Origin of the sequence: Glutamicibacter sp. FBE19, from assembly GCF_015524875.1 — a bacterium.
GTDB classification, from domain to species: Bacteria; Actinomycetota; Actinomycetes; order Actinomycetales; family Micrococcaceae; genus Glutamicibacter; species Glutamicibacter halophytocola.
In genome coordinates, this window is sequence record NZ_JACKQN010000008.1 from 21,077 (window position 1) to 43,438 (window position 22,362).

The window sequence follows — 22,362 nt, forward strand, 5'->3', positions numbered from 1 at the left end:
ATGGATTTCTTCACTCCAACAGTTCTCAAGGCCATGGGCACCGCCACAGTTGAAACCCTGCAGATGGTAGTCATCTCTGGAATTATCACTGTTGTCATCGGCTTGATCCTGGGCATCCTGCTGCACGTCACCGACAAGGGCGGGCTGACACCCATCCGCTGGCTCAACGTCGTGCTTTCAGCAATCATCGTCAACATCACCCGTTCGATACCGTTCGCCATTCTGATGGTGGCCCTGATCCCGTTCTCCGCGATGGTGGTTGGAGCTTCGCTGGGGCCCATTGCGGCCTCGGTCTCGCTGACCATCGGCACCATCCCGTTCTTCGCCCGCCTCGTTGAGACCGCACTGCGCGATGTCTCCACTGGCAAGGTTGATGCGGCATTGGTCATGGGTTCCACCAAGATGCAGACCATCCGCAAGGTGCTCGTGCCCGAGGCCATGCCCGGCATCATTGCCGCCGTTACCACCACCGTGGTGACGCTGATCGGCTATTCCGCGATGGCCGGCCTGGTGGGTGGTGGCGGCCTGGGCCGCATGGCCTACACCTACGGCTACACCCGCTACAACATGCCGATCATGCTCGCGACGATCATCATCATTGTCGTATTGGTGCAACTGGTCCAGATCATCGGCGATGCCATCGCCCGCAAGGTCGACCACCGCTAAGGCAACTCTAGATTTCCACCGGTCCTGCCGGTGGAGCCGTGGAATATGTCATGACACGGCAAACCTCACTCGCAACCGTGCCCCACGGCTCGAAACCAAAGGAAGACAAGCTATGCGCAAAAAGCTCGCACTTGCAATCACCGGCATCGCCACTGCGTTCGCGCTGACCGCCTGCGGCAGCAGCGACCCATCGGCAGACGCCACTGCAACTTTGGACCCGGCAAACCCGGTCACCATCAAGGTCGGCGCCAGCCCCGTCCCGCAGTCCGACATCCTGAACTACATTGACGAGAACCTGGCCAAGGATGCCGGTATCGACCTGGACGTCGTGGAAATCGACGACTATGTCACCCCGAACACCTCGCTCAATGAGGGCACCCTGGACGCCAACTACTTCCAGACCGAGGCCTACCTGAAGACCGAAACCGAGGAAAAGGGCTACAAGTTCGCGCACGGCGCTGGTATCCACGTGGAGCCAATGACCGCCTTCTCGAAGACCTTCAAGGATCCAAAGGACGTCGCCGAGGGCACCACGGTTCTGCTGAACAACGACCCAGTGAATCAGATCCGCGGCATGCGCGTTCTGGAAGCCGCTGGCCTGCTGAAGAACATTGCCGACGATGATTCCATCCTCACCGTCCAGGACGACAAGGAAAAGAACCCTCTGTCCCTGAAGCTCAAGGATGCCAACGCAGAGCAGGTAGTCCAGTACTACAAGAGCGACGACTCCATCGGCGTGGCCGTGATCAACGGCAATTTCATCGTCCAGGCCAAGCTGAACAAGGACGAAATCCTGGCTCAGGAATCTGGCGACAACAACCCTAACGCCAACTTCCTGACCTGGCGCGAGGGCGAAGAGACCCCAGCAATCAAGAAGCTTGACGAGCTGCTGCACTCGGATGAGGTTCGCGCCTACATCGAGAAGACCTGGACCGACGGAAGCGTCATCCCAGCGTTCTAATCCTGTCAGTCCTCCCAGGGCCACGACTGTCAACTGCCCGAGATCCATATGGATCTCGGGCAGTTTCGTTTGGTGCCGGGTTGTACATCGGTGGATGCAAGGCATAAAAAAACCGGGGGCAGTGGGCACCATGATCAGTTGGTGCCCACCGCCCCCGGGCGTAATGGCGCTTAGGCCTTGGCAGCAGCTGCGGCCTTGGCGGCTGCAGGCAGTGCGGCGAAGATCTTCTCCATCGCGGCATCATCGTGCGCTGCAGAGACGAACCATGCCTCGAATACGCTCGGTGGCAGGTAAATGCCGGAGTCAAGCATGGAGTGGAAGAACGGAGCGTAGCGGAACCCTTCCTGCGCCTGCGCATCGGCGTAGTTGTGCACGCCCTTCGCGGAGGTGCCGAAGGCCACCGAGAACAAGGTGCCAGCACGCTGGATGGAGTGGTCCAGGCCTGCTGCGTTGAAGGACTCGGTGATCGCTGCCTGCAATGCCTCGGACTGCTTCCCCAGGTGGGCGTAGACGTCTTCGGTAGCATGGGTCAGCTGGGCGATACCGGCAGCCATCGCTACCGGGTTGCCGGACAGGGTACCAGCCTGGTAAACCGGGCCCAGTGGCGCCAGGTAATCCATGACCTCTGCGCGGCCGCCCAGGGCAGCCGTTGGCAGGCCGCCGCCAATCACCTTGCCGAAGGTGTACAAATCTGCGGTCCAGTCCTCGACCTTGCCAGTCAGGCCCCAGTAGCCGGAGGATGATGCACGGAAGCCGGTGAGCACCTCATCGAGGATCAGCAGCGCGCCGTGCTTGCTGGTCGTCTCCTTCAAGAACTTGTTAAAGCCCTCTTCTGGAGTGACTACGCCCATGTTGCACGGGGCCGACTCGGTGATCACTGCGGCAATGTTGGCACCATGCTCGGCGAAGGCGGCCTCGATGGCTGCACGGTCGTTGTACGGCAGCACCAAGGTCTCGGCGGCCGTGGCCGCGGTGACGCCTGCAGAACCAGGCAATGCCAGGGTGGCAACACCCGAACCGGCATCAGCCAGCAGCCCATCAAGGTGGCCGTGGTAGCAGCCGGAGAACTTGATGATCAGGTCGCGGCCGGTGTAGCCGCGAGCCAAGCGCACAGCGGTCATGGTGGCTTCGGTACCGGTGGAGACCATGCGGACTCGATCCACACCGCCCATGCGGGATTTGATCAGCTGGCCGAGCTTGGCCTCATCCGGCGTGGAAGCTCCGAAGGACAGGCCGCGATCTACCGCGGCATGCACGGCAGCCTGGATTTCCGGGTGGGCATGGCCCAGCAGCGCCGGACCCCAGGAGCAGACCAGATCGACATATTCCTTGCCGTCGGCATCGGTCAGGTAGGCGCCCTTGGCCCCCACCATGAATGGCGGAACGCCGCCGACAGAACCGAAGGCGCGTACCGGGGAGTTAACGCCGCCGGGCATGACCTCGCGGGCCTCGGCAAAGAGCTGTTCAGAGTTCGACATCAGTCTTACTTACCTTCCTTGAGCCAGCCGGCAACTTCGGCTGCGTAGTATGTGAGGATTTGCTGGGCACCGGCCCGCTTGATGGACAACAGCGATTCAAGGACGGAGGACCTGCGGTCAATCCATCCGTTGGCGCTGGCCGCTTCGATCATCGAGTACTCGCCGGAAATCTGGTAGGCGGACACCGGTACCGGGGAGAACTCGGCCATGTCCCGCACGATGTCCAGGTAGCTCATTGCCGGCTTCACCATGATCATGTCGGCGCCCTCGGAAATATCCAATTCGGCTTCGATCACCGCTTCGCTGCGGTTGGCCGCATCCATCTGGTAGGTCCGGCGGTCCCCCTGCAGCTGGGAATCCACGGCTTCGCGGAATGGGCCGTAGAACGCGCTGGCGTACTTGGCGCTGTAGGCCAGCAGCGAAACGTCCTGGCGTCCTGCGGCATCCAGCGCCTGGCGGATGACACCGATCTGGCCATCCATCATGCCCGAGGGGCCGAGCATGTGGGCCCCGGCTTCAGCCTGGGCCACGGCCATCTGGCCGTAGATTTCCAGGGTCGCGTCATTATCCACGGCGCCGTTGGCATCGAGCACGCCGCAGTGCCCGTGGGAAGTGAATTCGTCCAGGCACACGTCGGACATGACGACCAGTTCATCGCCAACCTCTTCGCGCACGGCTTTGATCCCCTGGTTCAGGATGCCTTGCGGGTCCAGGCCGGCGGAACCGGTTTCGTCGCGTTCCTCGGGAATGCCAAAGAGCATGATGCCGCCCAGGCCGCGTTGCGCAGCATCATTGGCAGCGGCCTTGAGCGAGTCCATGGAGTGCTGGAAGACCCCTGGCATGGAGGTGATCTCGTTGGGCCGGCTCAGCCCCTCGCGCACGAAGGCGGGAAGGATCAGCTGGCGTGCCGACAGCTCATTTTCTGCGACCAGGCGGCGGATAGCTGGATTCTGCCGCAACCGGCGTGGTCGATGCTGGGGGAAACCCATGGCTCTTCTTTCTCTCGTGACTACTTGGTCTCTTCAGCTGCGGCAATGCCGTCGAGCTGAAGCAAATCCTTGGCCGCGCGGGCCAGGCCCTGCGGGGTTGGTTCTGCGGCGATCGCATGCACCGGCAGGCCTACTTCTGCCATGGCCTTGGCAGTGGGCGCACCGATCGCGATGGTGTGCACGCTGGGCGGCAGCCGGTCGCCGGCCAGCTGGGTAAAGCGCCGGGCTACGCTGGGCGCCGAGAAGACGACCAGGTCCATCTCAACCAGTTTCCCGCCAATGGCCCCGGGCGGCAGGATGTTCAGTGCCCCCTTGGCCGTGGAGCCATCCAGCACAGTGCCGGATGCGGGGGCATTGACATTCTGGTAGGCGATCACTTCATCCACCGTGACCGGCTGCCTGGCCAGCCCGTCAGCCAAGGCGGGACTGGCCAGGTCGCCATGCGGATAGCAAATGCGCGCGCCCGGCTCGGGATGCCACTGCTGCAGCATTCCGGCGGCCGATTGCAGTTGCGGCTGGACATCGGCCTTCCGGCCCAGCGTGGCGGCAATGGCCTGGCTGGTTTTTTCACCCACCGAGGCGATGCGCAACTGCGGTGGCAGAGGCCGTCCGGTCAGTAGCTGCCCGAGCACCTGCACGGTGCTCACCGAGGTCAGCACCAGCCACGAGTACTGCCCGCCGACAAGCCGGGTTGCCATGCGATCCAGGGCTTCGCGGTCCCGCGGCCAGATGGTTTCGATCAGCTGGGCACACCACGAAGTGATGCCCAGCTTGCCGAACTCGTGCACGGTGGCCTCAGCTCGCGCCGGGTTGCGCAGGATCAATGCGTGATAGGCCATGGTCAAATGATCTAGGCCAATCCGGCGATCACGGCCGCGCCATCGGCGATCATGGCACGAGCCAGGTCGCGGCCCAATTGCTGGGCGGAGGCGATGCCGGCGGCGGCAGTGCGCGCGCTTCGGCGCATGGTCTGGGAGCCATCGGGATTGCACGCCACGGCTTCCAGCACCAGCTCTCCCCCATCCAGGTGCGCCAAGGCGCCGATCGGTGCCGCACAGCCTGCCTCCAGGGTGGAGAGCAGCGAGCGCTCGGCCACCACCTGCAGGCGCGTAGCCTCATCGTCGAAGGCCGCCAGCGCCTGGTCCAGTGCTCCATGGCCGGAGCCCGCGGTGCGAGTTTCCAGCGCCAGGGCGCCTTGGCCCGGCGCCGGGAGCATGATCGAGGGATCGAGGTATTCGGTGATGTACTTTTCCAGGCCCAGCCGGCGCATTCCGGCCGCGGCAAGGATGACGGCGTCCAGGTCCCCCTGGGTGCCGCGTCCGACGCTGCCGTCATCCAGGGTTTCGCCGATCCCCTTGACCCGGCCCAGCCTGGTAGGCACATTGCCCCGGATATCCACGATCTGCAGGTCCGGGCGATGAGCCAGCAGCTGTGCCCCGCGGCGCGGCGAGCCGGTGCCCACCTTGGCGCCCTGCGGCAATTCATCGAGGCCAAGCCCGTCGTGCGAGCACAGCGCGTCGCGCACATCTTCACGCGCGGGGATGCAGGAAAGCACCAAGCCCTCGGGCTGCGCGGTCGGCAGGTCCTTCAGGGAATGGACCGCCAAATCGCAGCCTGAGTCCAGAAGGTGCTGGCGCAGCGCCGCGGCAAAGACGCCGGTCCCGCCGAGGCTGGCCAGCGATCCGGTGACCACATCGCCTTCGGTTTTCACCAGTACGGTTTCCACGCCCAGCCCGGAAATTTCGGACAGCTTCTGGGCTGCCCAGCCGGTTTGCGTGGTGGCCAGCGCGCTGCCGCGGGTTCCCACCTTGAAAGTTGCGCTCATGGCTGGGGCACTCCCACTTCCGAGTCGACAGCTGCAATAGTTGGCCGCAGCGTTCCGTCCAGGGCCCGCTTTTCGCAGCATCCCGGTCGGCACACATCGAACCACGGCCCGCCTTCGACAACGGATTGGCGCCCCTCGCGCAGTGCCTTGCCGTCGGCGCCGAGCAGGCGTTCCTCGATCAAATCAACCAGGCCGGAGACGAAGGCCGCATGCGTGCCAGGGGTTGCCACCCGGTCAAAGGCCAGGCCCAGTTCCGCGCAGCTGTCCTTGGCTTCGGTATCCAGGTCCCACAGCACTTCCATGTGATCGGAGATGAAGCCAATGGGCACCACCACAACGCCGGCCACGCCAGCGGCGGCATCGGCTTCCAGGGCGTCGTTGATATCCGGTTCCAGCCAAGGAGTGTGCGGCGCGCCCGAACGCGACTGGTACACCAGCGAATGCTCCAGTCCGGCAGCTTCATCCACCTGGGACAGGATGTATCGGGCCACCGCGCGGTGCTGGGCGGTGTAGAGGTTTTCGCCCAGGGTCTCGCGGATCTCCTGCGGACCGGCGGCGTTGGCATCGCCCAGCGGGATCGAGTGGGTGACAAAAACGATCTTGATCGCGCCCCCTGCCTTGCCGGCCTGCTCGAGCTGGGCGCGAACTGTGGCCAGGGAGCTGCGAAGCCCCTCGACAAACGGCTGGACAAAGGCCGGGGTGTCAAAGAACTGGCGCAGCTTGTCGACTTCGACTTCGCGGTCCAGGCCGGTGGCCAGAAGGCCCATGCCCAAGTCTTCGCGGTATTGGCGGCAGGCAGAATAGCCGGAGTAGGCACCGGTGCCCAGCATCAGCACCTTGCGGTGGCCATCGTCGGCCAGCTGCTGCAGGGTGTCATTGACGAAGGGGTGCCAGTTGCGGTTGCCCCAGTAGATCGGCAAGTTGATGCCGCGTGCTGCCAATTCGGTTTCCAGCGCGGACTTCAGCTCGCGATTCTGCTCATTGATTGGCGAGACGCCGCCATTCTTGCGGTAGTGCACCGCGACCTCTTCGAGGCGTTCATCGGGGATGCCGCGTCCGCCGGTGACATTGCGCAGGAAGGGCAGGACGTCGTCCTGTCCTTCAGGGCCGCCAAATGAGGCCAGCAGCAGGGCATCGTACGCCTTGGGGGCCATCCGGCCGTTCTGGTCGTAGCCCTCGCGCGGATCGAAGGACTGGCTCACTTCAGTACCTCAAGCGCCTCGGCGGCCGAAATGCGGCGTCCGGTGTAGAACGGGGTTTCTTCGCGCACGTGGTGGCGGGCCTCGGTGTAGCGCAGGTGGCGCATCATGTCGACCAGGTCGATCATGTCGTCAGCCTCCAGGCAGATCTGCCACTCGTAGTCGCCGAAGGAGAAGGCGGCCACGGTATTGGCCAAGACGTTCGGGAACTCGCGGCCCAGGATGCCGTGGTCGCGAAGCATCTTTCCGCGCTCCGCAGGATCCATGGTGTACCAGTCGGTGGAGCGGACGAACGGGTAGACGGTCATCCATTCCTTGGCGCGGATGCCCCGGGCGAAGGCCGGCGAGTGGTTCTTGGCGAACTCGGCTTCGCGGTGCACCGCCATGGTCGAGTAGGCGATCTGGGTGCCTTCCAGCAGCGCCGAACGGCGGATCTGGCGCATCGAGGCCTGCAGCAGCTGCGCCGAAGGCCCGTGGACCCACACCATGATGTCGGCATCCTCGCGCATGGCCGAGACATCATAGATGCCGCGCACGGTGGCGCCCTCGGCGGCCAGCTGCTCGATCAGGGCGTCGAACTCGGTGGCGGCCTCTTCGCTGCGATCGATCATTTCGGAGCGCTTGAAAATGGTCCAGAGCGTGTAGAAGAAGGTCGGGTTCTCCCCGGCATTCGCCCGTTCATTCATAACCGGCGAATTGTGCTCAGGTGCGTTGCTCACGTGATGTTCTCCTTGATCTGGGAATCTGAAATTGGATGTGGACATCCACAGTTGTTTGCTAAGTTCTCAGCGGGCGCTGATGGCCACGGCGCGGCGTGCCTGGCCGATCACCCGCGCCAGGCCGGTGCCCGAAATCCAGGCGCCAACCACATCAAGCCCGTCAAAGGGGGCAAGCGCCTGTTCCAGTTGCTTCCGGCGTTCCATGGCGGCTTCGCCTTGCAGCGGCACCATATCGCTGAAGCGCGAGACGGCGCTGCCCAGGACATCATCCCGATGCAATTGAACACCGAGAATCTTTGAAGCGTCTTTGATTGCCAATTCGATCAGCTGCTGGTCATCACCGGAATCCACCACGGGATCCTGCTCGCCGATCCGTCCGAAGGACAGGCGCAGGACGTGGGTTCCGGGTCCTGCCTCATCGGCCAGCCATGGCCACTTCGCCGTGGAGTGGGTCAGCGCCTTGGCGGCCAGCGGCGCCTGCTTGGAGACCAGCACGCCCGAGCCGCGCGGCGCGTCGTCCAGCTCCGGCTTGTCCACCACCAAGATGGCCAGGGCAATGGCGTTCGGCGCGTTATCGCTGCTGATCCGCGCCTTGTCTGCCAGCAGCGGGTTGAGCAGTTCCAGGGCCCCGGCCGCCGGGGTGGCGATCACCACGCGGTCGGCGCGGATCTCCTGGCCGAGGCTGCTGAGCGCATAGGGAACCTGGGCCTGCGCGTCGTAGCTGATCGCGGTGACCGGCGAGTTCCGGACCAGTGCGGCCCCGTCCTCCTCCAGCTGCTGCACCAGCGCCTGGACCATGGTGTACATGCCGCCGTCGAGCCCGCCAACGCGCGAGCCAGCCGGAGCGGAAGCCTGCAGCGCGGCCACCGCCTTGGCCAGCGATCCAGTTTCCTGCATGGCCTGGCGCAGCCCCGGGGCCGCGGCATCAATTGAAATCTTCGCCGGGTCGGTGGAGTAGACGCCATTGACCACCGGGGCCACCAGCTGGTCCAGGACCGCCTGCCCCATGCGGGTGCGAACCACCTCGGCCACGGAAAGCTTTTCGGTGGCCCACTTCTTGTTCATTGGCGTAATCAGGTCGGCTGCGGCACGCACCGTGGCGGCACGGCCGACAATATTGCGCACCTCGTCGCTGCGGACATCAGCGGGGATGCCCATCAGGGCCGTTGCCGGCATCGGATGCGCGAGAATCCCGTCCTGGCCGTCCTGGATCATCCATGCTGGCTTGCCAGAAGTCTTGGCAATCCGCGGTGACAGATCCAGCTCATCGAGGTAGCTGGCCACGGTCCCCTGGCGCAGGGCAAAGGATTCGGCACCAGCATCTACCGTCAAGCCGGCCACTTCGGTAGTGCGCAGGCATCCGCCAAAGCTGTTGCCAGCTTCCAGGACGGTTACTTCATGACCGCTCTGGCGCAGATCCCGGGCCGCGACCAGCCCGGCAATGCCGCCGCCAACGATGACCGCGTGCGGGGCTTGGGCCGGCTTTTCGCCGTGGTGGACCTGCTTGGCGTGCCGGGCTTCGCTGGCCTTGCGCACCTTTTCGAGCAAGCGCAAAGCATGGGCCGGCGCTTCTGCCGCCTTGTCCCGACGCGCAGCTGCTGCGGGCGTTGATTCCTTGCTCACGTACTTAGCACCTTTACCTTCACACTTTGCGGCCGGAGTCTTGGGCAGGGCGTTGACAGGCTCGCCCAAGGCATTGCTTCCAGCTTAGACCCGATGAATTACAGCGAGTGAATGAGCTCGACCACTTTGGTCAGCACCGTCGGATCCGTGGTCGGAGGAACACCATGTCCCAGATTCACCACATGTCCGCGAGCGTGCTTGCCAGCCTCAACCACTTCACGCACATGGGCTTCGAGGACCTCCCATGGTGCGGTGAGCAGCGCCGGGTCGATGTTGCCCTGCACCGACACCTCCTGGCCAAGCCGGCCGATGGCGGTCTGCAGCGGAATGCGGTAGTCCACGCCCACGGTGTCCACGCCGATATCGCGCATGGCGCTCAGCAGTTCCCCGGTCCCGGTGCCAAAGTGGATCATCGGCACTCCCAGGTCCCGCACGTGGTCCAGTGCCAGGGAAGAATAGGGGGCAACATATTTTTCGTAGTCCGGCAGCGACAGCGAGCCAGCCCAGGAGTCGAAGAGCTGGGCGGCGGAAGCACCGGCTTCTACCTGCGCGCGCAGGAACAGTCCCGAGGCCTTGGCGGCCCATTTCATCAGCCCATCCCACACTTCGGGCTCGCTGTGCATCATGGTGCGCGGGCCCAGGTGGTCGCGGCTTGGCTTGCCTTCGACCATGTAGGCGGCCACGGTAAACGGCGCGCCGGCGAAGCCGATCAATGGGGTCTTTCCCAGTTCGGCGACGGTGAGCTTCACCGCTTCGCGGATTGGTTCCAGCGACGCGTCGGTGAGCTCTGGCAGGGCCGCCACCTGTTCTGCGGTGCGAATCGGGGTGTCAAGCACCGGCCCCACACCGGGAACGATGTCCACGCCGATCCCTGCCAAGCGCAGGGGGATGACAATGTCGGAGAAGAAGATCCCGGCATCAACCTTGTGGCGGCGCACCGGCTGCAAGGTGATTTCGCTGGCCATGGCGGGATCCAGGCAGGAATCCAGCATGCTCACGCCTTCGCGCAGCTTCATGTACTCAGGCAGTGAACGGCCAGCCTGGCGCATGAACCACACGGGGTGATGCGACGGCGTTTTGCCGGTCAAGGCCTGGATCAAAGCGGAATCTCGGGTACGTCCATCAAGCATCGGATGGTTCTGCGACAGGGTCATGTTCCAATTCTGCCAACTCTTGAGTTTAAATGCTCATTCAGGACGTTCGCCTGAAGCCGAAGGTGAGCAACCTAACCCAGTGCGGGAGCCCGAATTTAGGCAAACCTGCGTTGTTTGGCTTCCCGATCCGGCTTATTCTAGGGGCACTGTGGTTTTCTTATCTCTTGTCGCTTCGCATTCGCAGCTCGATCTTGAGACCGTCGCGCAAATTAGCGCCTCGGCCGACGGGCTGGCAGCTGCCTCCGTTAACGGCTCGGCGGCCATCAATGGTGCCGTCGTCCTTGCCACCTGCAACCGTTTCGAGGTGTACGCGGATGTCGAGCAAGCCGATGACGCCGCCGATCATCTGGTGGCGACGCTGGCGCAGCACACCGATCTCTCCCCCGACTTCCTGGCTCGCCGGCTGACCACCCTCGAAGGCGAACCAGTCATCGAGCACCTTTTCTCGGTGGGTGCCGGCCTGGATTCGGCAGTGGTCGGAGAACGCGAAATTGCCGGGCAGGTCCGCCGCGCGCTGACCCAGGCACAGCAGGAAAAAACCACCACCAGCAACCTGACCCGCCTCTTCCAGAACGCCACCCGAGCTGCCAAAGACGTCGGCTCGAACACCGACCTGGGAATGCAGGGCAAATCCGTTGTATCGGTCGCTCTCGATCTTGCCGAAGAGCTGATGGCCGGCGACCGCGAGTGGTCCGAACAGGATGTTGTGCTCTTTGGCACCGGCTCCTACGCGGGGGCCACCATGGCACTGCTCAAGGAACGCGGCGTCAAGCGCATTTCTGTGTACTCGCACTCCGGCCGCGCCGCGGACTTCACCGCCAAGCGCGGCGGCTTCCCGCTCTCCGACGAGCTTTTGCCCCAGGCACTGCGTGAAGCAGATGTCATCGTTGGCTGCTCCGGAGGCGGACACCAGCTGTCGCGGGCCGAGCTCGAAGAGCTGCGCGTGAAGAACCACCCGCTGATCGCCATCGACATGGCCTTGACCCACGATTTTGATCCGACTTTGGTTGAATTGCCTGATGCCGAGCTGATCACCCTTGAATCGGTCCGCATGGCGGCACCGACCGAACAGGCCATGGCCGTGCATGCAGCAAGTCGAATCGTCAAGAAGGCCACCGCAGAGTTCGCCGCCGCCCAGCGCGAGCGCGAAGCCGATTTCGCTATTGTTGCCTTGCGCCAGCACACCAAGACGGTACTTGATGCGGAGATCGCCAAGGTGCGTGCGCAACACGGCTGCACCGCAGCCGCGGAAGAAGTCGAACTGGCCATGCGCCGCATGGTCCGCCAGCTCTTGCACGTCCCAACGATACGTGCGCGGGAATTGGCCGGCGAAGGCCGCACCGGTGAATATGTTGCAGCCCTCGAAACCCTCTATGGCTTGGATTTCTCCGAGCCGGCGGCCACGGAACCCGCTGCACTGCCAGTCCAGGAGCACGCCTCGGCCCTGGCAGCCAGCTGCCCGGTGAACTCCGAATCAAAATCCGCGTAACTGGTACACGAGGATTGATTTTCAGTTCCGCATTCCAAGTCAAAGCATGGAATACTACTTTCAACTAGATCGCTTCCCGCAAAGTTCGAGTTGGACGTGGGAGTTGATTGCCTAGCAGGTGGAAAGGCCGGATTCGACATGACGGAACTTGAAAATATCAAAGGTGCCCGTTCACAGCGGATGCCGCGCGAAGCCCGGCGCCGTCAACTCCTGCAAGCCGCGCACCAGGTTTTTGTTGCCCATGGCTACCACCGTGCGTCCATGGATGAAATCGCTGAAGTCGCTCTCGTCTCCAAGCCGGTGCTCTATCAGCACTTCCCCGGCAAGCGTGAACTGTATCTGGCGTTGCTTGACTCGCACCTTGCCGACTTCAGCCGGCAGCTCGATGAAGCGATCGAATCAACCACCGACAACCGCCAGCGCGTCTTTGCCACCATCAACACCTACTACAGCTACATCAAGGGCGAATCCCAGGCGTACCGCCTGATTTTTGAATCCGATGTTCTCTCCGATGCCTTGATTGCGGGGCGCATCGAGAAATTCAACAATGCCCTGGCCACCTCCATCGCCCGAGTTGTTGTTCAAGACACCGACATGAGTGAAGCCGAGGGCCTGTTGGCCGGCCGGGCACTAGCCGGGCTGAGCCAGGTTTCGGCACGTTATTGGGCGTCCACCGATGAAGAAGTGGACCAGTCCACAGCCGTTGATCTGATTTCGCGTTTAGCTTGGCGCGGAATTTCGCAGTTCCCCAAAGAAACATAGCTAAATTAGTCTTCAGGGAACCCATACGGGACACCTAATTCTTTCGAGAGGATCAGCGACAATCATGGAAATCCGGATTGGCATTCAGAATGTAGCCCGCGAAGTTGTACTTGAATCCGAGCTCAGCAACGCAGAAGTCAACGATCTGGTTTCAAAGGCCATCGCCGATGGAACAAGCCTGGCGCTCAAGGACCCCAAGGGCCGCGAAGTATTGATTCCATCTGCTGGGATCGCATACGTCGAGATTGGCCCAGAAGAGGTCCGCCGCGTGGGCTTCGCGCAGTAGCATTTGCACCACGGCAGGCTTCCAGTGCCTGCAAGATATGGCTGGCTTCCCTTCAGTGGGAAACCAGCCATTCTTTGTCTCAATGGTGATTTGGTTCACGCAACTGTGGTAGTGCTAAAGGGTGACCGATCGACGAATCCGCAGCCCCCGCCCAGTACCAGCCAGCGACTTGGCCCAGCTCCTGCTGGGACTCGAAAAAGAATTCGAGGTGCCCGCGCCCTTCGACGAGGCAACCCTTGCTGCGGCCGAGGCCGCGGTGGCGAATCTGGTCTTGCCCGCCGAAGATGCCACGGGGATCCCGTTTTTCACTATTGATCCAGAAGGCGCCACCGATTTGGATCAGGCGATGTATCTGGAAAAGACCGGCGATGGCTACATCGTCAACTATGCGATCGCCGATGTGCCGGCCTTTGTTGAACTCGGTGGTGCACTGGACCAGGTAGCCCGCGACCGAGGACAAACCTACTACCTCCCGCATCGCAAGATCACCCTTCACCCGCCGTTGATCTCGGAGGACCAAGGTTCCCTGCTGCCCGAACAGATCCGTCCGGCCTTCCACTGGAAAATCTCCCTTGACCAGCAGGGCGCGCTAGGCGCCGTGGAGCTGAAGCGCGTGCGGATCAAGTCTCGCGCCCAGCTGGACTACGCCACGGCGCAGCGACAGCTCGATGGCGGATCCAAAGATGAACAGCTTGCACTGCTGGCCGAAATCGGCGCATTGCGAATTGAGCAGGAAAGGCTGCGTGGCGGAGCCTCGCTGAATCTTCCAGACCAGGAAATCGAGCCAGACGGCGACGGCTATCGGCTGGTCAGCCGGGTGCCCCTGCCGCTGGAAGATCATAATGCCCAGATCTCCCTGCTCACCGGAATTGCCGCGGCACGCCTGATGCTCGACTCCGGGGTGGGAATCCTTCGGACCATGCCGCAGCCCGAAGAGCAAAGCCTGCAGGAGTTCCGTGCTCAAACGCAGCTGCTGGGGCAACCATGGGATGAAGGGATCAGCTACGGCCAGTATCTTCATGCCTTGGATGTCAGCGATCCAAAGCAACTGGTCATCATGCATCGCGCCGCTTCCTTGTTCCGCGGGGCCGACTACCACGTCATCAATGGACAGCCCGAGGCGGAAATGATCCAGGCCGCGCTGGCCGCACCCTACGCGCACACCACCGCCCCGCTGCGCCGCCTGGTTGACCGATTCGTGTTGCTCACCTGCCATTTGCTGACCACCGGCGAAAGCATCCCCGATGAGCTGAAATCCGCTTTGGAGCAATTGCCAGCCCTGATGCGCGAAAGCTCCGCCGCCGCTAATCGAGTCAACCGCGCTTCATTGGATCTCATGGAAGCCTATGTCCTGCAAAGCCGAGTCGGCGAGCAGTTCCACGCCATCATCTTGCAAGGACAGGGCAACGGCCAGGGCAAGGCTTCCGAAGGGCAGCTCCAGCTGGTGGATTTGCCCGTGACAGCCAGCTTCACCGGCACAGCCGAACCAGGTTCACTGGCGACCGTGAAGCTCGTTCATGCTGATCCGCAGCGTCGAAGGATTAGCTTCGAAATCGTGGCCCAAAACTCCTAAGCCAAGGTTTTTGGACAAAACCCGTTATGCTTGGGCTATTAGAAAATAGGATGCCCGATCGCAATGGGCTGAGAAATTAAACAGTATCTTGGTGGCTTCCCAGCGGTCACCATTCCCTGGGGCAAAGAAATTCCCTTGAGTGAAAGAAGCGATCGGCTCCGCTGGAATTGCGCGTCACCGAGCCCCTCATGCTCACAGGAGCATGGGATGAGCAGGTGCTGTGCCCACATGAAACGAGAATATTAATATCGTGAGTGACACGACTTTGGCAGCAGAGGCTGTCGAACCACAAGACAATGAAACTGTCGCGGAACCGGTCCAGGAAAGTTTTGCCGATCTGAACGTGCGCGAAGACATTGTGGCTTCGCTCTCCGAAGCAGGGATCCTTTACCCCTTCCCGATCCAGGCGCTGACCCTGCCGGTCGCCCTGGGCGGCAACGACATCATCGGCCAGGCGAAAACCGGTACCGGCAAGACCCTGGGCTTCGGCATCCCCGCCTTGCAGCGCGTGATCCGCGAAGGCGACAAGGGCTACGAGGACCTCGAATTCCCGGGCGCCCCGCAGGCCCTGATCGTGGCCCCGACCCGCGAATTGGCCATCCAGGTCGGAGCCGACCTGGCCCAGGCCTCGAAGCATTCGAACATCTCGATCACCACCATTTACGGCGGCCGCCCCTATGAAGAGCAGATCAACGCGCTCAAGGCCGGCACCGACGTCATCGTCGGCACCCCGGGACGCCTGATCGACCTGAACCGCCAGCGCGTGCTGAACCTCAAGCAGGTCAAGACCGTGGTCCTCGACGAGGCCGACGAGATGCTGGACCTGGGCTTCCTGCCCGACGTCGAGCGCATCCTGGCCGCCCTGCCGCCAGTGCGCCAGGCGATGCTGTTCTCCGCCACCATGCCCGGCGCCGTGATCACCATGGCCCGCCGCTACATGACCCGCCCGACGCACATCCGTGCCCAGGATCCAGGCGACGACGATTCGCTGACCAAGCGCAACATCCGCCAGCTGGTCTACCGCGCGCACAACATGGACAAGGACGAGATGGTCGCCCGGCTGCTGCAGGCCGAGGGCCGCGGCAAGACCATCATCTTCACCCAGACCAAGCGTTCGGCCGCCAAGCTCTCCGATGAGCTGGTCGACCGCGGCTTCAACGCCGGATCGCTGCACGGCGACCTGGGCCAGGGAGCCCGCGAACAGGCGTTGAAGGCCTTCCGTTCCGGCAAGGTCGATATTCTGGTCGCCACCGATGTCGCAGCCCGCGGCATCGACGTGGACGACGTGACCCACGTGGTCAACCTGCAGTGCCCGGATGACGAGAACACCTACCTGCACCGCGTGGGCCGCACCGGCCGTGCCGGCAATACCGGTACCGCGGTCACCTTCGTGGACTGGGATTCGGTGCCTCGCTGGTCGCTGATCAACAAGGCCCTGGGCTTGAACGTGCCTGAGCCTGTGGAAACCTACTCCTCCTCGCCGCACTTCTTCGCCGACCTTGATATCCCCAAGGGCACCAAGGGGCGCCTGCCGCGGGCGAAGAAGGCCAGCAGCGCCGAGGGCGAAGGTTCCGGACGCGCTTCTGATTCCCCGCGCACACCACGCCGCCGAAGCAATTCGCGCTCGCGCACTCGCACCGTCAACGGCCAGCGCACCGAAAAGCCTGCCGTCCAGGGCGAGGCTGCAGAGACGGAGAGCTCGCGCCACGGCCACTCCAAGGGCAAGCAGGATCGTCCGGCACGGGAGAACGAGCGCCATCGCGAGACTCACAAGCCTGGCGCCGACGCTGAAGAGAACTCGAACACTGCCTCGCAGGCTCGCCGTCGCCGTCCGCGCCGCCGCACCCGCAGCACCGATGAAGGCGGCCAGGACTAGTTCCCGTTCCCCTCGTCAGTTCGTTTTTCCGAAAGGAACCTAAGCCAGCGGTGCTTGCTCAACCCGAAGAATCAGCAATACCTGAAACCGGACCTTCTGGCGCCGACGCGCCAGCGGGTCCGGCGACAGCCAATACCGTGTACCACGGGGATAACCTCAGTGCGCTCTCGGCCTTGCCGGAACAGAGCTTCACGTTGATCTATGTGGACCCACCGTTCAATACCGGGCGGAAGCAAACCCGCGCCCAGCGCACCATGGTGCGTGCCACCGAGGGCGAAGGCGATCGCACCGGGTTCCAGGGCCGCGCCTATAACACCGAGCTGGGTACGGCACGGTCCTACCATGACACCTTCGATGACTATCTCAGCTTCATTGAGCCGCGGTTGCGCCAAGCGCATCGGTTGCTCGCTGAAGATGGCACCTTGTATGTGCACCTTGATTACCGCGAGGTGCACTACGTGAAGGTTCTCCTCGACGAGATTTTTGGCCGCGAATGCTTCCTCAATGAGCTGATTTGGGCTTATGACTATGGGGCTCGCGCCAAGAACCGGTGGCCTGCCAAGCACGACACGATCCTGGTGTATGTGAAGGATCCAAAGCGCTATCACTTTGATTCCACCGAGGTGGACCGCGAACCGTATATGGCTCCCGGCCTGGTGACCCCGGAGAAGCGCGCCCTAGGCAAGCTGCCCACCGATGTGTGGTGGCATACGATTGTTTCGCCCACCGGCAAGGAAAAGACCGGCTACCCCACGCAGAAGCCTGAAGGGATTTTGCGCCGGATCATTTCGGCGTCATCCCGCCCGGGCGACTGGGTGCTGGACTTCTTTGCAGGCTCTGGAACTACCGGCGCCGTGGCAGCCAAGCTGGGCCGCCAGTTTGTCCTGGTAGACCAGAATCCTGAAGCAATCGACGTGATGCGTTCACGGCTTCCCGAGTCAACGACCTACATCAAGGCCTGAGATCCGGTGCCTTCCTGAATAATACGTTGCAGCATTTCCGGCTCGGTGAGATTCTCACCGAGCCGGTTCAGTTTTCCGGTTCCGTGATAGTCGGAAGAGCCGGTGACGATCAAATCGTGTTCGGCGGCGAGTTCCAGCAGCCAGCCTTTGCCTTCCTCGCTGTTATCCCGGTGATGCACTTCCACTCCGCCCAGGCCCGCATCAATCATGTCGTGGAAGGTCGAATCAGCTACGACACGTCCGCGCTTTGATGCTTTGGGATGGGCAAAGACTGGAACTCCACCTGCTTCACGAACCAATTGCACCGCCTTGGACGGGTCCACGGCCGGGTGGGCGACATAGTAGCGCGAACGGTACGAAAGCACGTTGGCGAAAGCCTCATTGCGGTTTTCCACGACTCCGGCCGTTACCAGCGCATCGGCGATATGGGGCCGCCCCACAGTGGAGCCAGGCTGGCAATGGTTGCGCACCAGGTCCCAAGTAATCGGGTAGTCCTCGGCCAGGCGTTCAACGATGCGCTGCGCGCGAATGATGCGGGCATTCAATGCGAGGTCCAGTTCGTCAAGCAGCGGTTGATAGTTGGGATCGTGGAGGTAGCTCAGCAAGTGAACGCTGATGCCATTGGGGTCCTGGCAGGTGATCTCCATGCCGGGGATGAACCCGAGGCCGATTTCTTTTGCGGCCGCTGCCGCCGGCGCCCAACCGGTGGTCTGGTCATGATCGGTCAGCGCCACCACATCCAGCCCAGCGGCAGCCGCGGAGCGTATCAGCTCGGACGGGGTTTCCGTTCCGTCGGACACATTGGAGTGGGTGTGCAGGTCAATTCGCATAAGCCTAGATTATCCCCTGCGCTGATTCTTTGCTGGGATACCGCCGAGGGTGACACACTTGGACTATGACCAATCAAGATTCAACTGCACAAAGCGCAGATCAGCCGTTGGAAGACCGAGTGAACAACCGTTCCCAGCGTCCAACGTCCAAAGCATTCCAGGAATTCATGGCCTCATCGTGGGCTACCGATACCTCTGCATTGCCCGAACAGGATGCGGCGGCAGGCTTTGCAGCGGCTCGTCGCGCAAAGCTCTCGGAGAATTTTGCTGGCGAACGCCTTGTGATTCCGGCCGGTCCGTTGAAGGTCCGCTCCAACGACACCGACTACCGCTTCCGTCCGCACTCGGCCTTCGCGCACCTCACCGGCCTCGGTGTGGACCATGAACCAGATGCCGTGCTGGTTATGGAGCCGACCGACGATGGCGCCGGCGAAAAAGGCAGCAACCACGTTTCCACCCTGTACTTCGCTCCCATGGCTGGTCGCGACAGCAGCGATTTCTACCTGAATTCGCGTTCTGGCGAATTCTGGGTTGGCCCGCGCCCAACATTGTCGTCGTTGGCTGCCCGCACCGGCCTGCCGACCGATTCGCTGGATCAGCTGGAAATGGCAATCACCAAGAATTCCGGTCCCCAGGCTTTGGGCGGCATTCGCATCCGCCTGGTGCGCGACGTGGACCTGAATATGGACGCCCTGGTGGATACCTCGCGCATCAACACCGGGCAGGATCTGGAAGCCAGCGACGCGATGGACACCGAGCTTTCGGAGTTCGTCTCGGAAATCCGCTTGGTGAAGGACGAGTACGAAATCGCAGAATTGCGCAAGTCTGTGGCCGCCACCATCAATGGCTTCGAGGACGTGGTGCGCAACCTGGACAAGGCCATGGCCCATCAGCGGGGTGAACGCGTCGTCGAAGGAGCATTCTTTGCCCGGGCGCGCTTGGAAGGCAACGAGCTGGGCTACGACACCATCGCTGCTTCCGGCAACAACGCAACCATCTTGCATTGGATCCGCAACACCGGTTCCGTCAACGACGGCGAGGTGCTGTTGCTCGACGCTGGTGTCGAAGCTGACTCGCTGTACACCGCCGACATCACCCGCTCATTGCCAGTCTCCGGCACGTACACCGACGTGCAGCGCAAGGTGTACCAGGCGGTCCTCGATGCTGCTGATGCCGCGTTCGCTGCAGTGAAGCCGGGACTCAAGTTCCGCGACTTGCACCTGATCGCTACCCGGGTACTGGCCGAGCGCCTATCCGAATGGGGCATCCTGCCAGTCTCGGTCGACGAAGCCATGAGCCAGGAGGGCCAGCACCACCGCCGTTGGATGCCGCATGGCACCAGCCACCACCTGGGCCTGGATGTACACGACTGCGCGCAGGCGCGTGCCGAGTTGTACTTGGATGCAGAGTTGAAGGAAGGCATGGTTTTCACCATCGAGCCTGGCCTGTACTTCAAGGATGAGGATCTGGCGATTCCGGAAGAGTACCGCGGCCTGGGTGTGCGCATCGAGGATGACATTCTTGTCACCGCTGATGGCGCCGAAAACCTGAGCGCAGCCTTGCCGCGCAACCCGGATGAGGTTGAAGCGTGGATGGCCAAGCTTCGCGGCTAAGAACGGAGCCTGAAGCTTAAAAACCGAGGGTCCTAGTTCAACTGCTCAACGCAGCTGAACTAGGACCCTCAAGGCTTTAATTCTGCTTTATGCCCCGGACTCGTTGTCCTTGGACTGGGTCGCAGGAGAGTTCTCCGGGTTCACCTTCGGCTCAACCGAGGAAAGGTCCTTCTCCGGCTGGGAGCCAGCCGAGCTGTCCTGCGCAACTGGCTTCTCCTGCTCTGGCTTCGGCGCATCCTCAGCCTGTTCCGGCAGGCTTGCGGACGGTTCTGCTGCGGGCTGTGAATCATTGACTCGCACGCCGTAACGCGGACGTCCATCAGGCAAGTCGGGGAACTGGCCACGAGGTGGATCGCTGGACTCGGCGGGCTCCGCAGAACCCTGAGGCTGAGCCGGTGCCTGCACCGGAGCTGCTGGTGCGGCTGGTGCTTGTTGCTGCACCGGGGCCGGAGCCGACTGCGCTGCAGCTGGATGCGGGCGCATCGGCAGTTTTGCCGCCAGGGTTCGGGCTGCCTGGGCATGTTCAAAATCGACAACCACATCAAAGCTGGTGGCCACGAATTGGCTCGAGGATGCGAAGTCGCGCTTTCCGCGGCGGGTCGAATAGCTCACCACGCCGGCAATCATCCAGATAGCCATGCCCAAGCCAATAGACGACAGGATCTGGTACAGGCCGTTGCCGCCACCGCCAAAGAGCGAGAGCAGCAGGCCAACAAACAGGCCCATCATGCCACCCTGGGCTGCGCCAGACAGAGCCACCTTCGGGTAGGAAAGTTTCGCCGTGACTCGCTCAACCGTGCGCACATCATTGCCGACAATGCTTACCGAGGCGACGGGAAAGTCATTGTCTGCCAGGTAGTCAACGAGCTTCTGCGCGTCGAGGTAGCTGGTGTAGCGTCCAAGCAGTTCTCCGCGAGGCAAACCGTTGGGGCTGATCGAATTTACTCCATGAGGCGAGGTCATATCTATATTGTGCACAGGTTTACTGTGAGCCTGCCTAGTTGTGAACTAACTATCGCTGAGGGTGAAAGAAACAGTTGAGAGCTTGTGGCTTTGCACACCGCAATGATCAATGGGACACGATAGTCTAGAGGTGTGAGCGCACAAGTGTCTAAAATCTTCGTCGCCCGGCTTCTCGGGCTTGATGTCTTCGACCCCTTGGGCGACCGCCTGGGCCGTTTGCGCGATGTAGTTGTTGTCTCTCGCGGCCCTCAGAAGCCTGCCGCTTGTGTGGGTCTGGTGGTCGAGGTCCCCGGCAAGCGACGGGTATTCGTGCCGATGACCCGTATCCAATCCATGGAAGCCAACCAGGTCATCTGCTCGGGCTTGGTCAACATGCGCCGCTTCCAGCAGCGTGGCCAGGAGATCCTTGTTGTTGCCGAAATGTTCGACCGCACCATCACCTTTGTCGACGGCTCGGGCCGAGGCGTCATTGAAGACGTGGGCTTGACCCAGACCCGTCGTGGCGACTGGGAAATCAACGAATACTACGTGCAACGCGGCGTCCCCACGTCCTCCCTCCTGGGCTTGCGCTCGCGCCGACGCGACAAGGTGCTGGTGTCCTGGCAGGACATTCGCCACGGCTCCCAGAACGAGCCCCAGTCCGCTGATACCTTCGTGGCTACGCACGATGAGATGAAGCCGGCCGACTTTGCCGACGCGCTGCATGAAATGAATGAAAAGCGCCGTCTGGAAATTGCCGCCCACCTGCAAGATGAGCGCCTGGCTGATGTGCTTCAGGAACTTCCAGACCGCGAACAGGTTGAAATTCTCTCGGCGCTGGGCCTGGAACGCGCCGCGGATGTGCTCGAAGAAATGGATCCGGACGATGCGGCGGACCTCTTGGCCGGCATAGGCGAGGAAACCAAGCACCAGCTGCTGGATTTGATGAACGAGGACGAGGCCAAGGACGTTCGCCGCCTGCTCGCCTATCCCGAGGGCACTGCCGGTTCGGTGATGACCCCGGTGCCGGTGATTCTCACGCCGGAATCAACGGTGGCAGAGGCGCTCGCCTCGGTGCGCCTGGAAGAACTGAGCCCGGCACTGGCTTCCACCGTCTACGTGGTTCGACCTCCTTTGGAAACGCCCACCGGCCGTTACCTTGGCCAGGTTCATATCCAGGCGCTGTTGCGCGCCGCTCCCCCCGAACCGCTGGGCGACATTCTTGATACCGAACTGGAGTCCATGTCGGATCTTGCCGATATTTCGGACGTTGTCAGGCATCTGGCTACCTACAACCTCACCAGTGTCGGAGTCACCAACAAAGAAGGCCGGCTCGTTGGAGCCATTACCGTCGACGACGTGTTGGACCACATTCTTCCCGATGATTGGCGCTCTCAAGACTAAACGAGCCCCAC

The 22,362-nt window shown here is 62.3% G+C and carries 20 protein-coding genes; 10 read left to right on the plus strand and 10 right to left on the minus strand.

The window, feature by feature from the left end:
• Together H6F58_RS12825 and H6F58_RS12830 are read left to right on the plus strand one after the other, a co-directional pair.
• Positions 1–666, plus strand: coding sequence for a methionine ABC transporter permease (locus H6F58_RS12825; protein ID WP_060702035.1), 666 nt, complete (start codon positions 1–3; stop codon positions 664–666).
• 112 nt (positions 667–778) lie between these two features.
• Positions 779–1,627 carry a MetQ/NlpA family ABC transporter substrate-binding protein gene (locus tag H6F58_RS12830; RefSeq protein ID WP_171919419.1) on the plus strand — a complete coding sequence of 283 codons (849 nt, stop codon included), beginning with the start codon at positions 779–781 and terminating at the stop codon, positions 1,625–1,627.
• A gap of 170 nt (positions 1,628–1,797) precedes the next feature.
• Here H6F58_RS12830 and hemL read toward each other — a convergent pair whose 3' ends face one another.
• The 8 genes from hemL to hemE form a co-directional block, all read right to left on the minus strand.
• A complete protein-coding gene (gene hemL, locus H6F58_RS12835) occupies positions 1,798–3,105 on the minus strand; it encodes a glutamate-1-semialdehyde 2,1-aminomutase (RefSeq protein WP_060702037.1) in 1,308 nt (435 codons plus the stop codon).
• 5 nt (positions 3,106–3,110) lie between these two features.
• Positions 3,111–4,094 carry a porphobilinogen synthase gene (gene hemB / locus H6F58_RS12840; RefSeq protein ID WP_060702038.1) on the minus strand — a complete coding sequence of 328 codons (984 nt, stop codon included), beginning with the start codon at positions 4,092–4,094 and terminating at the stop codon, positions 3,111–3,113.
• Positions 4,095–4,114: 20 nt separating this feature from the next.
• Positions 4,115–4,933 (minus strand): uroporphyrinogen-III synthase, encoded by an 819-nt coding sequence (locus H6F58_RS12845; protein ID WP_060702039.1) that lies wholly within the window; start codon positions 4,931–4,933, stop codon positions 4,115–4,117.
• An 11-nt stretch (positions 4,934–4,944) separates the two neighbouring features.
• Positions 4,945–5,919 carry a hydroxymethylbilane synthase gene (gene hemC, locus H6F58_RS12850; RefSeq protein WP_060702040.1) on the minus strand — a complete coding sequence of 325 codons (975 nt, stop codon included), beginning with the start codon at positions 5,917–5,919 and terminating at the stop codon, positions 4,945–4,947.
• The gene (locus H6F58_RS12855) at positions 5,916–7,121 is read right to left on the minus strand and encodes a ferrochelatase (protein ID WP_348536397.1); all 1,206 of its coding nucleotides are present in this window, start codon (positions 7,119–7,121) and stop codon (positions 5,916–5,918) included. Before H6F58_RS12855 ends, hemC begins: the two co-directional genes overlap by 4 nt.
• Positions 7,118–7,804 (minus strand): hydrogen peroxide-dependent heme synthase, encoded by a 687-nt coding sequence (hemQ, locus tag H6F58_RS12860; protein ID WP_060703421.1) that lies wholly within the window; start codon positions 7,802–7,804, stop codon positions 7,118–7,120. Before hemQ ends, H6F58_RS12855 begins: the two co-directional genes overlap by 4 nt.
• Positions 7,805–7,903: 99 nt before the next feature.
• Positions 7,904–9,460 (minus strand): protoporphyrinogen oxidase, encoded by a 1,557-nt coding sequence (gene hemG, locus H6F58_RS12865; RefSeq protein WP_195181905.1) that lies wholly within the window; start codon positions 9,458–9,460, stop codon positions 7,904–7,906.
• 98 nt (positions 9,461–9,558) lie between these two features.
• Positions 9,559–10,614 (minus strand): uroporphyrinogen decarboxylase, encoded by a 1,056-nt coding sequence (gene hemE / locus H6F58_RS12870; protein ID WP_195181906.1) that lies wholly within the window; start codon positions 10,612–10,614, stop codon positions 9,559–9,561.
• Positions 10,615–10,762: 148 nt separating this feature from the next.
• On the opposite strand from hemE, the gene H6F58_RS12875 reads away from it, so the two are divergent.
• The 6 genes from H6F58_RS12875 to H6F58_RS12900 all read left to right on the plus strand — a co-directional run bounded on the left by H6F58_RS12875 (position 10,763) and on the right by H6F58_RS12900 (position 17,562).
• A complete protein-coding gene (locus H6F58_RS12875) occupies positions 10,763–12,103 on the plus strand; it encodes a glutamyl-tRNA reductase (protein WP_060702042.1) in 1,341 nt (446 codons plus the stop codon).
• Positions 12,104–12,241: 138 nt separating this feature from the next.
• Positions 12,242–12,865, plus strand: a complete 624-nt coding sequence (locus H6F58_RS12880; protein WP_060702043.1) for a TetR/AcrR family transcriptional regulator — start codon at positions 12,242–12,244, stop codon at positions 12,863–12,865.
• A gap of 64 nt (positions 12,866–12,929) precedes the next feature.
• Positions 12,930–13,151, plus strand: a complete 222-nt coding sequence (locus H6F58_RS12885; RefSeq protein ID WP_022873951.1) for a DUF3107 domain-containing protein — start codon at positions 12,930–12,932, stop codon at positions 13,149–13,151.
• Positions 13,152–13,272: 121 nt separating this feature from the next.
• Positions 13,273–14,724, plus strand: coding sequence for an RNB domain-containing ribonuclease (locus H6F58_RS12890; RefSeq protein WP_195181907.1), 1,452 nt, complete (start codon positions 13,273–13,275; stop codon positions 14,722–14,724).
• A gap of 250 nt (positions 14,725–14,974) precedes the next feature.
• A complete protein-coding gene (locus H6F58_RS12895; RefSeq protein WP_195181908.1) occupies positions 14,975–16,600 on the plus strand; it encodes a DEAD/DEAH box helicase in 1,626 nt (541 codons plus the stop codon).
• 137 nt (positions 16,601–16,737) lie between these two features.
• Positions 16,738–17,562 carry a DNA methyltransferase gene (locus H6F58_RS12900; RefSeq protein ID WP_236995325.1) on the plus strand — a complete coding sequence of 275 codons (825 nt, stop codon included), beginning with the start codon at positions 16,738–16,740 and terminating at the stop codon, positions 17,560–17,562.
• On the opposite strand, the gene H6F58_RS12905 is transcribed toward H6F58_RS12900, so the two are convergent.
• Positions 17,547–18,392, minus strand: coding sequence for a PHP domain-containing protein (locus H6F58_RS12905; RefSeq protein WP_060702046.1), 846 nt, complete (start codon positions 18,390–18,392; stop codon positions 17,547–17,549). The two genes, H6F58_RS12900 and H6F58_RS12905, sit on opposite strands and share 16 nt — an antisense overlap.
• A 65-nt stretch (positions 18,393–18,457) precedes the next feature.
• Between H6F58_RS12905 and H6F58_RS12910 the strand changes: the two genes are divergently transcribed.
• On the plus strand, positions 18,458–20,005 hold the full coding sequence (locus tag H6F58_RS12910) for an aminopeptidase P family protein (RefSeq protein ID WP_060702047.1): 1,548 nt from the start codon (positions 18,458–18,460) through the stop codon (positions 20,003–20,005).
• 87 nt (positions 20,006–20,092) lie between these two features.
• Here H6F58_RS12910 and H6F58_RS12915 read toward each other — a convergent pair whose 3' ends face one another.
• Positions 20,093–20,968 (minus strand): general stress protein, encoded by an 876-nt coding sequence (locus H6F58_RS12915; RefSeq protein ID WP_195181909.1) that lies wholly within the window; start codon positions 20,966–20,968, stop codon positions 20,093–20,095.
• Positions 20,969–21,100: 132 nt separating this feature from the next.
• On the opposite strand from H6F58_RS12915, the gene H6F58_RS12920 reads away from it, so the two are divergent.
• Positions 21,101–22,351, plus strand: a complete 1,251-nt coding sequence (locus tag H6F58_RS12920; protein WP_146275504.1) for a CBS domain-containing protein — start codon at positions 21,101–21,103, stop codon at positions 22,349–22,351.
• The last annotated feature ends 11 nt before the right edge of the window (positions 22,352–22,362 follow it).

What these genes read in the sequence shown, in the direction of transcription:
- H6F58_RS12825 (WP_060702035.1), top strand. Translation starts at nt 1, where the DNA reads ATGGATTTCTTCACTCCAACAGTTCTCAAGGCCATGGGCACCGCCACA.
- H6F58_RS12830 (WP_171919419.1), top strand. Translation starts at nt 779, where the DNA reads ATGCGCAAAAAGCTCGCACTTGCAATCACCGGCATCGCCACTGCGTTC.
- hemL (WP_060702037.1), bottom strand. Translation starts at nt 3,105, where the DNA reads ATGTCGAACTCTGAACAGCTCTTTGCCGAGGCCCGCGAGGTCATGCCC.
- hemB (WP_060702038.1), bottom strand. Translation starts at nt 4,094, where the DNA reads ATGGGTTTCCCCCAGCATCGACCACGCCGGTTGCGGCAGAATCCAGCT.
- H6F58_RS12845 (WP_060702039.1), bottom strand. Translation starts at nt 4,933, where the DNA reads ATGGCCTATCACGCATTGATCCTGCGCAACCCGGCGCGAGCTGAGGCC.
- hemC (WP_060702040.1), bottom strand. Translation starts at nt 5,919, where the DNA reads ATGAGCGCAACTTTCAAGGTGGGAACCCGCGGCAGCGCGCTGGCCACC.
- hemQ (WP_060703421.1), bottom strand. Translation starts at nt 7,804, where the DNA reads ATGAATGAACGGGCGAATGCCGGGGAGAACCCGACCTTCTTCTACACG.
- hemE (WP_195181906.1), bottom strand. Translation starts at nt 10,614, where the DNA reads ATGACCCTGTCGCAGAACCATCCGATGCTTGATGGACGTACCCGAGAT.
- H6F58_RS12880 (WP_060702043.1), top strand. Translation starts at nt 12,242, where the DNA reads ATGACGGAACTTGAAAATATCAAAGGTGCCCGTTCACAGCGGATGCCG.
- H6F58_RS12885 (WP_022873951.1), top strand. Translation starts at nt 12,930, where the DNA reads ATGGAAATCCGGATTGGCATTCAGAATGTAGCCCGCGAAGTTGTACTT.
- H6F58_RS12905 (WP_060702046.1), bottom strand. Translation starts at nt 18,392, where the DNA reads ATGCGAATTGACCTGCACACCCACTCCAATGTGTCCGACGGAACGGAA.
- H6F58_RS12910 (WP_060702047.1), top strand. Translation starts at nt 18,458, where the DNA reads ATGACCAATCAAGATTCAACTGCACAAAGCGCAGATCAGCCGTTGGAA.
- H6F58_RS12915 (WP_195181909.1), bottom strand. Translation starts at nt 20,968, where the DNA reads ATGACCTCGCCTCATGGAGTAAATTCGATCAGCCCCAACGGTTTGCCT.